This window comes from Actinomadura sp. 9N215 (assembly GCF_044326345.1).
Lineage (GTDB): Bacteria > Actinomycetota > Actinomycetes > Streptosporangiales > Streptosporangiaceae > Spirillospora.
In genome coordinates this window covers 310,249-323,554 of record NZ_JBIRBA010000004.1, presented here as the reverse complement: position 1 = coordinate 323,554, position 13,306 = coordinate 310,249, and the positions used below count along the sequence as shown (strand labels likewise).

Sequence of the window (13,306 nt, the reverse complement as noted above, 5' to 3'; positions counted from 1 at the left end):
GGATCAGCACATTTCTGGGTGGCCGGGATACGGCCCCCCAGATCGTGTTTTTTCGGGTCGAACATTGATCGCGTTCGCTGCGTCGGTAAGGGGCAGGGTCATCGACGAGGGGGCTGTGATGCTGAACGTCCACGGGTGGGAAGCGATCGACGGGGCGTTGAAGGCGCGGTACGGGGACGCCGACCGCCTCGAATGGGACGCGCCGATGCCCTACCGCCCGATGGGCGGCCCCATCCCGATGGGCCAGTTCGTCACCAACACCATCGCGATCTACCCGCGCGACGAGCCCGTCCCGCACTGGCACCTCATCGGCTACGCGCTGACCGCCCCGTACGAGGAGCGCGGCTACGAGTTCACGCTCCGCGTGCCCCGCCTCCCGGACGAGCCCGCCCCGCCGAACTGGGCCATGGCCCACCTGGAGAACCTCGCGTCGTACGTGGCCAAGAGCGGCAACGACTTCAAGCCGGGCCACTACATCGAGTTCCCGAACCCCCTCGACCCCGACCGTCCCGGCTCCCTGGTCAAGGCGGGCGCCCTCGTCCTCGACCCGGAGCTCGGCCGCGCGGACACGCCCCTCGGCGAGGTCGCGTTCCTCCAGTTCGTCGGCATCACCACGGACGAACTCCACGCGGCCCAGTCATGGAACGTCGACGGCCTGATCGAGGCCCTCGCCCCGCACCTGCCCGTCCTCGTCACCGACCTGGACCGCTCCTCCCTGGCCGACGTCCCCGCCGTCGCCCGGACGGTCAGCGAGGGCTCCCGGCGGGACGGGTCCGGCACCGGCTTCCTCTTCTTCCACCAGCTGGACGCGGACACGTCCGACGGCGTCACCCTGGAGATCGGCGCGCAGCATGTCCCGCAGCTCACCCGCGTCCTCCCGGCCCGCGTCCCGCACGGCAACCCGCTCATCCTGCGCGGCCCCGGCACACCGGTCGTCCTCGTCCCCGGCCAGGTCTTCGCCCACCACGAGACCGACGAGGCCCTGGAGATCACCGTCCCGAACGCCGTCTGCACCGCCGTGGCCGAAACAGTGCGCCCCACCCCCGGCACCTACACCATCGACGCCCTGACCATAGAAGTGGTCCCCTAACCCGCAGTCTTCGGGCAGGATCAACCGATCTCCCGGACGAAGTCGGTGAGTGCGCGGGGTCGGCGACCCGTCACCTGTGCGATGTCGTCGGTGATGGCCGACGCGTGGCCGGCAGCGATGCTGCGGAACAGGCCGGAGAGGCTGTCCACGTAGTCCGGGTGCCATCCCAGCTCTGCCGCGTTCTGACGGAAACGAGCATCCGACACGGGCTCGTAGGCGTGGAGTGGGAGGCGTGAGTCGCGACAGGCCTGGGCGACCTCGGTGAATGTCAGGCTCGCCGGGCCGGTCAGCGCGTACTCTTCACCCTTGCCCGTGCCGAGCAAGGCTTCGACCGCGACCGCGGCGATGTCGCGGGTGTCGATGAAACTCACCGCCGCATCGCCCGCCGGCAGCCTAAGCACTCCGTCGCCGGCTTCCGCGAGTACCTGCAGGGGCCCGTGGCGGAGGTTCTGGAAGAACCAGTTCGGCCGCAGGATCGTCCAGGCCGGCCCGCCGGCCTGAAGATGAATTTCGACGGCGCGCTGTTCGACCTCGGGCGGGGCGAAGTCCATGCCCAGAGCGGTCATCAGCACCACCCGGGATACGCCGGTCGACGCGGCGAGGTCGAGGAACTCGCAGACCCGTGGGCCCAGGCCGGTGACCGACCGATGGCCGTCGTCTCCACCCGGCACCACCAGGAAGATCCGGTCGACACCGTCCAACGCGTTCGGCCAGCTCGTGGCGTCGGTCCAGTCCAGAGGGATCGTGCTCCGCCGCGTGGCGGGGCGCACGTCCACGTCCCTGGCCTCGAGTTGCGCGACGACCTCGCGGCCGACCTTCCCGCTTGCCGCGGTCACCAGCACGGTCATGCGTCCGCCCCGAGCGCGAAGGCGAGCTGGGCGAGAACCACGTCGCGATAGTCGGCCTCGGAGGACGCGCGGTGATCCAGCACGACGGGATACAGCAGGCCGTCCATCGTGCCCACGACCACGTCCACGATCGCGGTCACCTCGAATCGCGGCGTGAAGACGCCTGAGTCCACACCCCGATTCACGGCCTCCGCGAAGGGCCGGCGGTACAGCTCGGCCAGGGACGCGGAATGGTCGCGCAGCTCGGAATCGTGGGCGGCCGCCGTCCAGAACTCCATCAGCGTCCGCCACGTCTCCACACTCGTCGACAGGCCACGATCGACCAACGCCACGAGTTGCCGCCACGGGTCGTCGAATCCCGCCGCGATCCGCTGCAAAGCCTCGACCTCGCCGCGAGTCGCCGTCTGGAGCGCTTCGATCAGCATGTCCTCCCGGGACCCGAAGTAGCCCTGCAACGTGCTGACCGCGACCCCCGAGGCCGCGGAGACATCAGAGAACCGGGTACCGGCGAAGCCGCGCTCGGACAGTACGGACACCACCTGATCCACGACCGCCGCCCGTCGAGCGCCACCGGCACGACGAGCGCGTCTGCTTCCCACAACGCTCATGGCTATACCGTATCACCATACGTATCCTGATAAGCAAACGACCTTCGTAGCCTCGTCATGCCATGCCCGGAGGAGGGTGAGATCGCCCGGCTTGGAGGGAAGTCCACAACGCGGACGAGACCTTGGCGACGGTGACCGTGCCCCAGGACTTCTGCGGTTCGGGGAGGATCTGCGCGTAGCCGGTGTCCCACATGACCGCGACGGTGTGCTGGAACACCGTGCGTTCGTCACGCCATCTGTAGCCGTCCTCAGCCACCGTGCCGACAGCGAGGACTTCCTTGGTGCCCTTGTTGGCCACCACCAAATCACCCGGTTCGAGCTGGTAGAGCCGCCAAAGCTCATTCGCCTTCGCCGAGATCTTGCTCTTGTTGCCCCTGTACGTGGCGTAGTACGCCTCCTCGAACGCGACCCGGAACTCCTCCTTCGAGCCGAACTCGGTCAGATCGCCGACGTCTTCCCAGCCGATGCAGATGTATCCGCCTGCCAGACACTCGTCCCAGTACGCGGCGTTCTCTCCGGGCGCGACCTTGAGGACGGTGGTGGCCTTTGGACGCGGGTCGGCCCATGAATACAGGAACAACGTGATCTCCTGTGGATGCGATTTCCGGATTGTACGTTCCGGAGACGCCGGAGTGATCGGGTCGGCGCGACGGACGTGATGTCGGCGTCTCTGGGTAGCGGGGTGGTATGCGGACCTTTATCAATGCGGTTATCGCTGGAGCCGCGGGGACCAGTGCGCTCAATGCCGTTACCTATCTCGATATGGCGGTGCGGGGGCGGGGGGCCAGTAGTACGCCGCAGGAGACTCTGGAGAGGCTGGCGGACGATGTGCACGTCGACCTCGGTGAAGGGGAGAAGGCGGAGAATCGTCAGGAGGCGCTGGGGGCGCTGCTCGGGTTCGGTGCGGGGGTCGGGGCGGCGCTCTGCTACGCGCCGCTCGCGCGGCGGCGGGTGCCGTGGCCGGTCGGGGTGGTCGCGCTCGGGGCGCTGGCGATGGCCGGGGCGAACGTTCCGATGACCGTGCTGGGCGTGACGGATCCGCGGGAGTGGTCCGCGGAGGGCTGGGTGTCGGACGTGGTGCCGCACCTGGTGTACGGGGCCGCGGCCTATGCCGCGTTCGAGCGGTTGTGCTGAGTGTGGTGTGGGCGGGGTCCTAGGTCGATTGGACGTGGCGGTCTGGGTCCGGTGGCCGAAGCGGGCGGGAGTGGAGCAGGGGCAGCCTTTAGGGCATGACCACGACCCATGAGCCCGATGTCGCCGGCAGATCAGCGGAACGTTCGTCGACGCCCGGGTGGGCGGCGCTGCTCGCCGCGTCCATCGGGCAGTTCCTCGTCGTCCTGGACATTTCCGTCGTCAACGTCGCGCTGCCCGACATGCGCGCCGGGCTCGGCCTCGGCGCGACCGGCCTGCAATGGGTCGTCAACGCGTACTCGCTGACGTTCGCCGGGTTCCTGCTGCTCGGCGGGCGGGCCGCCGACCTGTTCGGGCGCAAGCGCGTCTTCGTCGCGGGGCTCGGGCTGTTCACCGTGGCGAGCCTCGCGGGCGGGTTCGCGCAGGACGCCGGCATGCTCATCGCCGCCCGCGCCGTGCAGGGGCTCGGCGCCGCGATCCTCGCGCCGGTCACGCTGTCGCTGATCACCGCGACGTTCCCGGACGGGCCCGCCCGGACCCGGGCGATCGCGATGTGGACGGCCGTCGGCACGGCGGGCGGCGCGACGGGCGGGCTGGTCGGCGGGCTGCTCACCGACTATCTGAGCTGGCGCTGGGTGTTCCTGATCAACGTTCCGGTCGGCGTGGTCGTGGGGTTCGTCGCCGTCCGGTGGCTGCGCGCGGAGCGCCTCGCGGGCGGGCGGCAGCGCCTCGACCTGCCCGGCGCGGTGCTCGTCACGGCGGGCGTGGGGCTGCTGGCGTTCGGCATCGGCGAGACCGAGAAGCACGGGTGGACGGCGCTGTACCCGCTGGTGGCGGGGCTCGCGCTGCTGGCGGCGTTCGTCGGGGTCGAGGCGCGGACCGTGCAGCCGCTCGTGCGGTTGGGGCTGTTCCGGCTGCGGAGTGTGGCGGTCGGGAACCTCGCCACGCTCGTCGGGACGATGGCGGGCTTCGCGCTCTGGTACTTCCTGTCGCTCTACATGCAGAACGTCCTGCACTACAGCGCGGTGCGTACCGGGCTGTCGTTCCTGCCGCACACGGCGGGCATCATCATCGGCTCCAGGCTCGCGCCGACGCTCATGGCCCGGATGGACGCGCGGCTCCTCGCCGGTGTGGGCGGGCTGCTGGCGGCGGTGGGCTTCGCGTGGCAGAGCGTGGTGCTGGACGCCGACGGGACGTTCCTCGGCTCGATCCTCGGCCCCGGCGCGACCATGGCGCTCGGGTTCGGGCTGCTGATGACGCCCCTGGTGGAGGCGTCCACGGCGGGTGCTCCGTCGTCGGAGTCGGGGGCGGTGGCGGGCGTCGTCAACACGTCCCGGACCATCGGCGGCGCCATCGGCCTGACGGTGCTCGGCACGGCCGCGGCCCGCTCAGGCGCCGACCTGGTGGACGGATACTCGACGGCATTCGTGGTCGCCGCCGTCATCACGGCCGTCGGAACGGCGCTCGTCGCGTTCCTGCCTCGCCCGGCACCCCGTCCGGGGGCCCTGCCGGAAACTCTTCTGGAAACCCGTTCACAAAAGCGAACCTGAGGGCGCCTGCCGGAAGGAACGGACGCCCTCAGGTCGCGTCGAGGGGCGGCGGGGATCAGTGAGCCCTTTTCATCCGGCCCGTCCGCGACGGCATGACCTGCGCGGATCGGCCGGGGAGAAAGGCGCTCAGTGGCGGGCCAGGGCCGGCGCCTCGCTCAGGACGGCGCCGGGCTTGACGCCCATGCGGCCGAACTGGAAGTTGCGCTCGACCTCGGCGATCTCCGCCGCGTTGGGGTTGGGGTTCTTGCAGGACGTGCCGGCGCTGGCGCCGGACATCAGGTCCGTGCACAGACCGGTGCGCCGGTCCGGCAGGCCAAGGATGTGACCCAGCTCGTGGGACGCGATCCGGATCACGTAGTGACCCTCGTTGGTGGCCTGGCGGCCCATCCAGACGGTGCCGCGGCCGAGGCTCGTCACCTGGGCGCGGGGCCAGCCGTTGTCGGCGAGGATGCGGACGTCGGCGGGCGTGCCCGCGACGAACTGGACGTTCTTGACGCGCTCGTTCCAGATCTTCGCGCCCTCGTCCCACGCCTCCTTGAACTCGGCGGCCTGGCTGGTGTCGTACCGGACCGTACGGACGTTGGACTGCGGCGCCTCGGGCGCCGCCGAAGCCGGCACGCCGGTGCCGACGAGGAAGGCGAGGCCGAGCAGCAGCGCGGCGCAGACCCTCAGGAACTTGCTTGCGACCATGGATACCTCACAGTGTGGGAGCGGATGAGGCGCCCCCCGCCGGGCACCGCGCTCCGGCGGAGGGCACGTTCATTCCTGAAGGGTCAGCGGGCCGCGCTCGCGGCGCCGCCGATGATCTGGAGGATCTGGCTGCGGTAGGCGGCCGTGTCGCTGTAGATGGCCGGGGCCTGCGCGCAGGTCTGGCCGCCACGGCTGGTGGCGCCGACGAGCTCCCACGCACCGGGTCCGCCGGTCACGGCCGGTCCGCCGGAGTCGCCGTAGCAGGCGCCCTTGCCGTTGCCGCCGTCGGTGCAGATCTCGGTGGCTCCCGTGATACCGGAGCACCGGCTGTCCGCGACGATGGTCGTGTCGAGCTGCTGGAGGTTGATGGGAGCTCCGCCGCAGCCGCGCGTCGGACAGGTCTGGCCCCAGCCGATCAGGCGGGTGGCCGAGCCGACCGGTGCGCTCTGCGCGATCGGGATGGGCTTGGACGTGGCCGCGCTGGCCAGGCGGAGGATGGCGAGGTCGCCGCCGATGACCTGGCGGCTCGCGACGCGGACGACTTCGCCGCCCGCGTTGTAGGTCTTCGTGCCGATCCTGACCTGGGCGGGCTGACCGCAGTGCGTCGCGGTGATGACCCACTGCGGCGCGACGAGGGAGCCGCCGCAGCTGTGCGAGCCGCTGCTGCCCTGCAGCGAGGCCATGAACGTGTAGGTCTCCGTGGCGGGCACGCCGCCGACGATGTTCGTCCTGGGCGGCGGCGACGGCGCCGTCGCCGCGTCCGCCACGGACGTACCGGTCAGTGTCAGAACCGCGATCGGTACCGCGGCCAACAGTCTGCGCTTCCTCATGAGCGGGGGGTCCTTTCACGGGGGTGGAAGAAGAAACGTGGTGACCGCCTGGCCCTGCCGGTCCCCGGCCGGCGTCACGGAAGCGTTCGCGGCGCCGACCCCATGCCCCCCGACTATTGACCACTCATGCAGAAATCACCAATTCCAGATTCCGCGTCCGGCACCCGGATAGAACGCCTTCTGCGGAAATAGCGGGGACGACCTGCGAATCTTCGACCGGTACGGCGCGTGACTGAACGCCGACCCATTTTTTCAATCCAGCCGCTGAGCTGTGAAAACAACGTCCCGGCCGCGTGGCGGGCGGCACGGGCTGTGAACACGTCCGCGGCCGCCCCAACCCGCATTGCGACGGGATGCGCGGACGCGGGGTGGGGGAGGGTGAGCGGAACCGCACGGCACCTGGAGGTCGGGATTGGACGGGGACGCGCGCATCACCTGTGTCGGATTCAGCATCGGCGGATGGTGGCGGCTGACCACGCCGGAGCGGATCCGGGCGCGGGTGGAGTCGGTCGAGAGCGTGCGGCGGTCCGGCCGCGGCGACGTCGAGGCGGTGTTCGCCGCCGGTGAGGTCATCGTGCTCGTGCTCCGGGCCGAGCCCGCGGGCACGGTGGCCGCGCTGATGGACGTCCTGCGCCGCCACGATAGGGAACACGATAGGGAAAAGGCGGGGCGCACCGGTACGCGCATCCGAGCGCATGCCGGAACGCGCATCGGTACGCGTATCGGCGTCGCGGGCGGCTCGACGGGGCCGAGGTCGGGTGCGGAGGTGGTCGCCGAGTCCGTCCGGCTGCTTGGACGCGGGCGGCGGCACCGGGCGGACGCGCCGTTCGCCGTCCTGCTGAGCGACCTGCTGCACTGGCATGTGCAGGGCGCCTTCGCGCCGTTCACGCCGCCGTTCCAGCGGGTCGCGGGCGACGCGTTCGGACCTGGCTGCTGGATCTGGTCGCCGGACGTCCCCGTCCAGCCGGACCCAGCACCGGACACGGAACCCGAACCAGACCCGGACGCGGGGCCAAGGCCGGAGCCGGACGAAGCGGGTCCGGACGGGGCGCGGGCGGACGGGGCGCGGGTGACGGCGCGGGCCGAGGTGCGGGCGACGGCGTTGCTGCGGCGGGCGCGGACGCAGATGCGCGCCGGCGACCACGGTGCGGCGGCGGAGTCGCTGCGGCGGATCCTGCGCATCCGGCCCGGTCCCGAGCCGCTGCTCGCGCTCGGCGAGTGCCATCTGCGGCTCGGCGAGCGGCGCGCCGCGGTCGAGACGTGGCGGTACCTGCTGCGGCGGCATCCGCTGACGCCCGCCGCCTATCCGCTGATGGACCTGGCCGAGCCGGACGACGTGGCGCGCGCGTACCTGGAGGACGGCCTGCGCATCGTCCAGGCGGAGCCGGGCCTCGCGGCGGAGCCGGAGCGGCTGGAGCACGACCTGCTGCTGGCGCTGGCCGCGCGCGCGTACCGGCGGGGCGAGCAGCGGGCGGGCGACCGGATGGTGAACGCGGCGGCCGACGTCCATCCGGCGGGCGGCGGGCCGCTGCGGGTGCTGGCCGTGGAGGCGCTCAGGCGCGGGGATCGGGCGGGCGCGAGCCGGTTGCTTTCCGCCGCGCTCGCATGGGAACCGGAGGGAAGGTAGATATGTGTCGTGTGACCCGGTTCGGCCGTGGGGAAGCTGCCATACTTGGTCCCCGTCCAGGCGGCGTCCGATCCGGGCGGGTCGGTGCGGCGAGATGCGCGTGCGCTGAGGAGACGTCCCGTGACGAGCTCCGGTTGGCATGACCTTTCCTATCTGGGGCGGCTGTCCCCGCCGGTTCAGCGGACCGTGCTGAGGCTCGGCAGGCCGAAGACGGTGCAGCGGGGCGAGCTGCTCATGCGCCAGGGTGAGCCGGGCACGGCGGTGTACGTGCTGCTCTCCGGCCGCGTCGGGGTGACCAGGATCGTGGAGAACGGGTCGCTGTCGCTGCTCGGCATCCGCCACGCGGGCGATCTCGTCGGCGAGATGGCGGTGCTCAACGAGGACGTGCGCAGCGCCACGGTCACCGCGCTGGACCGGTGCGTCGCCTCCATCATCCCGGCGCGCGACTTCATGCGGTGCCTCGCGGAGTGCCCGGAGGCGATGCTCGCGCTGAACCGCATGACCGGCGACCGGCTCACGCAGGCCAACACCTACCGCGCCGACGCCGCCGGCTACGACGTCGAGGCGCGGCTCGCGCGGGCGCTGCTCTACCAGGCGCGACGCTCGCAGGACTGGGAACGCGACCATCCCGTCGTCAAGCTCAGGCAGAAGCATCTCGCGATGCTCATCGGCGCGCAGGAGGGGACCGTCCAGAAGGCGCTGAACGGCCCGGCGCTGCGCGAGCTGGTCGAGTGCGGCCGCGGCCGCGTGGTGCTCCGGGACGTGCCCGGCCTGGCCCGGCTCGCCGACATGGACCCGCCCCCCGAGCTCTGCCGCTGACGACACCCACCGCGGCCCGCACCCCCGGATGGGGCCGCCGTGGATGTGTGCCGCGACGACTTCTGAGCCGAAATCGCTCTTCCCGTACTGATGCGGGTTGTGGCGTCCCCAGGGCCGTGAGACTTCAAGCCGAGGCCCGGGAGGGGGCCCGGAAGGGGGACGCATGGGGGCCCGGTCGCGTCGTTCGCTGTGCGCGGGATTGGACATCAAGGGGTGGAGCAGCCGGCTCGTCCCGGAGCAGATCCGTGCCCAGCAGGCGCTGGTGGGAGTGGCGCTGACGGCGTGCAGGGAGGCGGGGCTGCCCGAGGAGATCGTGCAGAGCAGCGGCGACGGCGTGCTGATCATGCCGCCGAGCGACATCGACGAGAGCGCGGTGATCCCGGCGCTGGTCTCGGAGCTGGAGGTCGCGCTCTGGCAGGAGAACCGGCTGCTGGCGGACGCCGCGCGGATCCGGCTGCGGCTCGCGCTGACCAGCGGCCTGGTCACGCCGGGCCCGGCCGGGTTCAACGGCACCGCGGTGATCGACTGCTTCCGGCTGCTGGACAGCCCGCCGGTCAAGGCCGCCCTGGACGACTTCCCGCGCGCGCAGCTCGCGGTGATCGTCTCCGACCACCTCTTCCAGGACGTGATCCGCAACGGCTTCCGGTCGCTGCGCGCCGAGGACTTCTGGCAGGTGCGCAGCTCCCTCCCCGGCAAGGGGTTCTCCATGGACGCCTGGCTCTACGTCTCGGACCGCGCCGGCGGTCCGGCGGTCGCGTCGTCTGGCTCCACGGGGGCGCCGGACGCCGCGCCTCACACGAGCCACGCCGAGAACCAACCCGCCGGGTCGCCCGCAACACAGACCGCAGGGCTGCCCGCAGGCCCGACAGCCGGGCCGACCGCAGGGCGGGCCGCCGAGCCGTCCGGGCGCGTCGCGCAGGCGCGGGCGCTCCTGGCGGAGGCGCGCCCGCAGGACGCGATGCACCTGCTCGACGACGTCTCGCCCGACGGCCGCGAGGAATGGTCGGCGCTGCTGGACGTCCGCGCCGAGACGCTGATGCGGCTCGGCGAGTACGAGCGCGCCCGGCTGGACCTGGAGGAACTGCTCGGCATGGGCGACGATCCGGTGTCGCCGCCCGGGCCGTCGGCGCTGCTGCGGCTCGGCCGCTGCCAGGCCGCGCTGGGGGCCGTCCAGGAGGCGCGGCAGACCTGGCTGTTCCTGCTGGAGCACCGGCCCTCGTCGGTCGAGGCGTATCTGGAGCTCGGCCGGCTGGAGCGGCGTGCCGGGCGGTACGCGACGGCGCAGAGCTTCCTGGTGGAGGGCCTGCGGCTGGTCCGGGGGGAGCCGCGCGGGATGGACCCCGCGACGGCGGACCGGCTGCTGGACGGCTTCCTGCGCGAGCTGGCGGCCCTCCCGGTCCTCGACGACACGGACACGGAGGACGATGCGACCGTCTAGTTCGGACAACTCTAAAAACCGATTCTAATCACGCATTCTAGCGACGTGCGCCGGGGCCCGCCGTCAAATAGGTCGATCCCTCATATAAACGAAAAAATCGGACACGAATCCGTTCTTGATCGTTAAAAGCGGGCGCCGCGGCCGAATTCGTAACAGTCGGATAACTGATACTGACTCCCATGTCGCGGTTGAGTAATCATCGGAAAAGTTGAGGCCGTACGGGGTGGACATTGCACAGGGGTTCAGGAGAATGATGCGAAGAACGGGCCGCGTATTCGCGCGCCCAACGGGGAGGGCCGCCTTGGCGGCGGCGTTCCTGGCCGTCCAAATGTGGCCATCGGCCATCGCCGCGAACGCGGCGCCGGAGAGCGCGCCTTCCGCTACGGCGGACGCGAAGGCGCCGAGCACCGTTCCCGAACCGACGCTGATGGACGTGTCCATCCTGGTGGACGAGTCGGGCAGCCTCTCGGACGCCGACGTCCGCGAGGAGATCAAATCCGCCACCACCATCGCGCTCGGCGGCCTGAATTCCCGCAGCCGGGTCTCGATCTACGGATTCGGCAGCCAGAACCAGCCGGGGCAGAACGCGATCACCGAAGCGTGCCCGCCCGTAATTCTGGACAGTTCCGTAAAGAAGGACTCGCTCGGCGCGTGCGTCCGAAAACTGCACCGCCGCGCCGACTCCGAAGGAAATGACACCGACCACGCCGCGGCACTGGCCAAGGCGCTCGGCACCCTGAGCCAGGGCGGGCCGAAAGACGCCCTGAAGGTGGTGTTCCTGCTCACCGACGGGCGGCTCGACGTCCACCGCAGCCCCAATTACGGACGCATTGAAAGCGACCGAAACAGCGAGGCGCGGAAGCAGGTGGAGACCCAGCTCGCGCTCGCCCGCACCAACGGCACGCAGGTGTGGCCGCTCGGCTTCGGCGACCAGATCGACCGGCCCGCCCTGGACGGGTTCGCCGCCGGCGGCTCCCAGGGCGCGTGCGACAAGCGCGCCGACTCCAAGCCGCGGGCCCGCGTCGTGCGCGACTCCGGTGACGTGCTCCGCTCGCTCGCCGAGGCGTTCGCCGCGGCCGGGTGCGCGGGCGTCAGCCGCAGCGACGAGACGACGCTCGGCGCCGGCGAGACCCGCGAGCTGAAGATCGACATTCCGATCATCGCGACCGACGGCAACATCACCGTGGCCAAGGGCGACCCGCGGGTCCGCGTCGACTACGTCGACCCGTCCGGCCGGACCGTGCCCGCCGAGGGCAAGATCGGCGACAGCGAGTTCCGGCGCGCCGGCGAGAACGCGACGGTCGAGACGCTGAGCGTCGTCAACCCGCAGAACGGCGGCTGGAAGATCCGGCTCACCGCGCCCGACAGGCTGTCGAAGCAGCTCGTCAGCGCGACCGCGATCTGGCAGGGCGCGGTGAGCACCTCCCTGGTCGTCGAGCCGCCGAGCGCCCGCACCGGCCAGCCGCTCACCGTCCGGCTGTCGCTGGTCACCCGCAAGGGTGCGATCACCGACGCGAAGGCGCTCGCGGAGCTGACGTTCGCCGTCCAGGCCGCCGGGCCCTCGCTCGGCGCGGCCCGCAGCATCGTCATCCGCGACGACGGCAAGGCCCCCGACGACCGCGCCGGAGACGGCCGCTACGCCGGCACCTTCGACGCGCCGCCGCAGCCCGGCGACGTCACCCTCACCGGGGTCGTCAGCGGCTACGGCATCCGGGCGGAGCAGGTCCCGGTGACCGTCGCGGTCAGCGCGCAGGGCCCGGCCCTGCAGGGCCGGGTGGCGTTCTCGTCCGACCCGGTCGTGCACCCGGGCGACGAGGTCACCGGCAAGGTCACGATGGAGAACGGCGCGGCGCCGGTGCGCGGCCGCCTCGTGCTGGACGGCTCCGGAAGCGCGCGCGCGTCGCTCACCGGCCCGGTCGACCTGGCGATCCCCCAAGGCAGGACGACGCATCCGTTCACCGTGCGGATCCCGGCGGACGCCGGTCTCGGCGGCACGTCGCTGACCGTGAAGGTCGTCGACGCCGCCGACCTGTCCAAGGTGTACGCCGTCAATCAGCTCACGGTCACGGTCGAGAACCCGCCCGGCTGGTTCGAGCGGCACCGGTACGAGATCGCCGCCGCGGTGGTCGCGCTGCTGCTGCTGGCACTGCTGCTCTACCTGCGGCGCCGCGCCCGCCGCGCCCGCGTCGGCGTGCGCGGGCTGCGCGCCCTGCTGCGGCGGGACGGCGACGAGCTCGCCGTCCTCAAGGCCCCGGGCAAATGGGCGCCCGAGTTCCGGTTCGTCGTCCACGACGCCGCGGACGGCCGCGATCCCGGCCTCGACTACCCGCATCCGGGCGACCGGCCCGTCCGCGCCCGCCGGGGCGCGCCGGGCAAGGTCGTCGTGCAGCTCCCGGACGGCCCGCGCTACGAGATCGAGATCGGCGGCGAAGGCGAGCCGTTCGAGGAGACCGGCCTGACGCTGGCCTTCACCGACACCCGCCCCCGCCGCGCCGCCGGACGGACCGCCCCCCGGCGCACCACGGCGGAGCGCGGCTCCCCGGCGCCGGACGGCGGCGCCGGAGCCCGGAACGGATCCGGTCCCGGCACGGACCACGCGGAGCAGCCCCCCGCCCCCGCATCGCCGACCTACGACGACCCCTGGCTGTAGCGGCCGGTCAAGAAAGAAGTCCCCC

At 71.7% G+C, this 13,306-nt stretch carries 12 protein-coding genes; 7 read left to right on the top strand and 5 right to left on the bottom strand.

All coding sequences use genetic code 11. The annotated features are described in order from the left end of the window. The first annotated feature begins 118 nt into the window (after window positions 1–118). Window positions 119–1,090 (top strand): suppressor of fused domain protein, encoded by a 972-nt coding sequence (locus ACH34T_RS09615; RefSeq protein ID WP_395991653.1) that lies wholly within the window; start codon window positions 119–121, stop codon window positions 1,088–1,090. Window positions 1,091–1,110: 20 nt separating this feature from the next. Here ACH34T_RS09615 and ACH34T_RS09610 read toward each other — a convergent pair whose 3' ends face one another. The 3 genes from ACH34T_RS09610 to ACH34T_RS09600 all read right to left on the bottom strand — a co-directional run bounded on the left by ACH34T_RS09610 (window position 1,111) and on the right by ACH34T_RS09600 (window position 3,126). After that, window positions 1,111–1,938, bottom strand: a complete 828-nt coding sequence (locus tag ACH34T_RS09610; protein WP_395991652.1) for an NAD(P)H-binding protein — start codon at window positions 1,936–1,938, stop codon at window positions 1,111–1,113. Next, window positions 1,935–2,474: a TetR/AcrR family transcriptional regulator gene (locus tag ACH34T_RS09605; protein ID WP_395991651.1), complete on the bottom strand. Its 540-nt coding sequence runs from the start codon at window positions 2,472–2,474 to the stop codon at window positions 1,935–1,937. Before ACH34T_RS09605 ends, ACH34T_RS09610 begins: the two co-directional genes overlap by 4 nt. A gap of 127 nt (window positions 2,475–2,601) precedes the next feature. Continuing rightward, on the bottom strand, window positions 2,602–3,126 hold the full coding sequence (locus ACH34T_RS09600) for a hypothetical protein (RefSeq protein WP_395991650.1): 525 nt from the start codon (window positions 3,124–3,126) through the stop codon (window positions 2,602–2,604). 182 nt (window positions 3,127–3,308) lie between these two features. On the opposite strand from ACH34T_RS09600, the gene ACH34T_RS09595 reads away from it, so the two are divergent. Together ACH34T_RS09595 and ACH34T_RS09590 are read left to right on the top strand one after the other, a co-directional pair. Next, the gene (locus ACH34T_RS09595; RefSeq protein ID WP_395991649.1) at window positions 3,309–3,680 is read left to right on the top strand and encodes a hypothetical protein; all 372 of its coding nucleotides are present in this window, start codon (window positions 3,309–3,311) and stop codon (window positions 3,678–3,680) included. Window positions 3,681–3,775: 95 nt separating this feature from the next. Further along, window positions 3,776–5,227 carry an MFS transporter gene (locus tag ACH34T_RS09590; RefSeq protein ID WP_395991648.1) on the top strand — a complete coding sequence of 484 codons (1,452 nt, stop codon included), beginning with the start codon at window positions 3,776–3,778 and terminating at the stop codon, window positions 5,225–5,227. A gap of 126 nt (window positions 5,228–5,353) precedes the next feature. On the opposite strand, the gene ACH34T_RS09585 is transcribed toward ACH34T_RS09590, so the two are convergent. After that, entirely contained in the window at window positions 5,354–5,917 is a 564-nt protein-coding gene (locus tag ACH34T_RS09585) for a snapalysin family zinc-dependent metalloprotease (RefSeq protein WP_395991647.1), read from the bottom strand. Between the two features lie 83 nt (window positions 5,918–6,000). After that, complete coding sequence (locus tag ACH34T_RS09580) at window positions 6,001–6,747, bottom strand: S1 family peptidase (RefSeq protein WP_395991646.1); 747 nt, start codon at window positions 6,745–6,747, stop codon at window positions 6,001–6,003. A 412-nt stretch (window positions 6,748–7,159) separates the two neighbouring features. Between ACH34T_RS09580 and ACH34T_RS09575 the strand changes: the two genes are divergently transcribed. The 4 genes from ACH34T_RS09575 (at window position 7,160) to ACH34T_RS09560 (ending at window position 13,281) form a co-directional block, all read left to right on the top strand. Continuing rightward, window positions 7,160–8,374, top strand: a complete 1,215-nt coding sequence (locus ACH34T_RS09575) for a tetratricopeptide repeat protein (protein ID WP_395991645.1) — start codon at window positions 7,160–7,162, stop codon at window positions 8,372–8,374. A 120-nt stretch (window positions 8,375–8,494) separates the two neighbouring features. Beyond that, window positions 8,495–9,193: a Crp/Fnr family transcriptional regulator gene (locus tag ACH34T_RS09570; RefSeq protein ID WP_395991644.1), complete on the top strand. Its 699-nt coding sequence runs from the start codon at window positions 8,495–8,497 to the stop codon at window positions 9,191–9,193. A 163-nt stretch (window positions 9,194–9,356) separates the two neighbouring features. Beyond that, on the top strand, window positions 9,357–10,631 hold the full coding sequence (locus ACH34T_RS09565; RefSeq protein ID WP_395991643.1) for a tetratricopeptide repeat protein: 1,275 nt from the start codon (window positions 9,357–9,359) through the stop codon (window positions 10,629–10,631). A gap of 301 nt (window positions 10,632–10,932) precedes the next feature. Then, complete coding sequence (locus tag ACH34T_RS09560) at window positions 10,933–13,281, top strand: VWA domain-containing protein (protein WP_395991642.1); 2,349 nt, start codon at window positions 10,933–10,935, stop codon at window positions 13,279–13,281. Window positions 13,282–13,306 lie beyond the last annotated feature (25 nt).

Bases quoted from the DNA above. Each gene is read 5' to 3' on its own strand.
- ACH34T_RS09610 (WP_395991652.1), bottom strand. From the start codon at position 1,938: ATGACCGTGCTGGTGACCGCGGCAAGCGGGAAGGTCGGCCGCGAGGTC.
- ACH34T_RS09590 (WP_395991648.1), top strand. From the start codon at position 3,776: ATGACCACGACCCATGAGCCCGATGTCGCCGGCAGATCAGCGGAACGT.
- ACH34T_RS09565 (WP_395991643.1), top strand. From the start codon at position 9,357: ATGGGGGCCCGGTCGCGTCGTTCGCTGTGCGCGGGATTGGACATCAAG.
- ACH34T_RS09585 (WP_395991647.1), bottom strand. From the start codon at position 5,917: ATGGTCGCAAGCAAGTTCCTGAGGGTCTGCGCCGCGCTGCTGCTCGGC.
- ACH34T_RS09580 (WP_395991646.1), bottom strand. From the start codon at position 6,747: ATGAGGAAGCGCAGACTGTTGGCCGCGGTACCGATCGCGGTTCTGACA.
- ACH34T_RS09615 (WP_395991653.1), top strand. From the start codon at position 119: ATGCTGAACGTCCACGGGTGGGAAGCGATCGACGGGGCGTTGAAGGCG.
- ACH34T_RS09595 (WP_395991649.1), top strand. From the start codon at position 3,309: ATGGCGGTGCGGGGGCGGGGGGCCAGTAGTACGCCGCAGGAGACTCTG.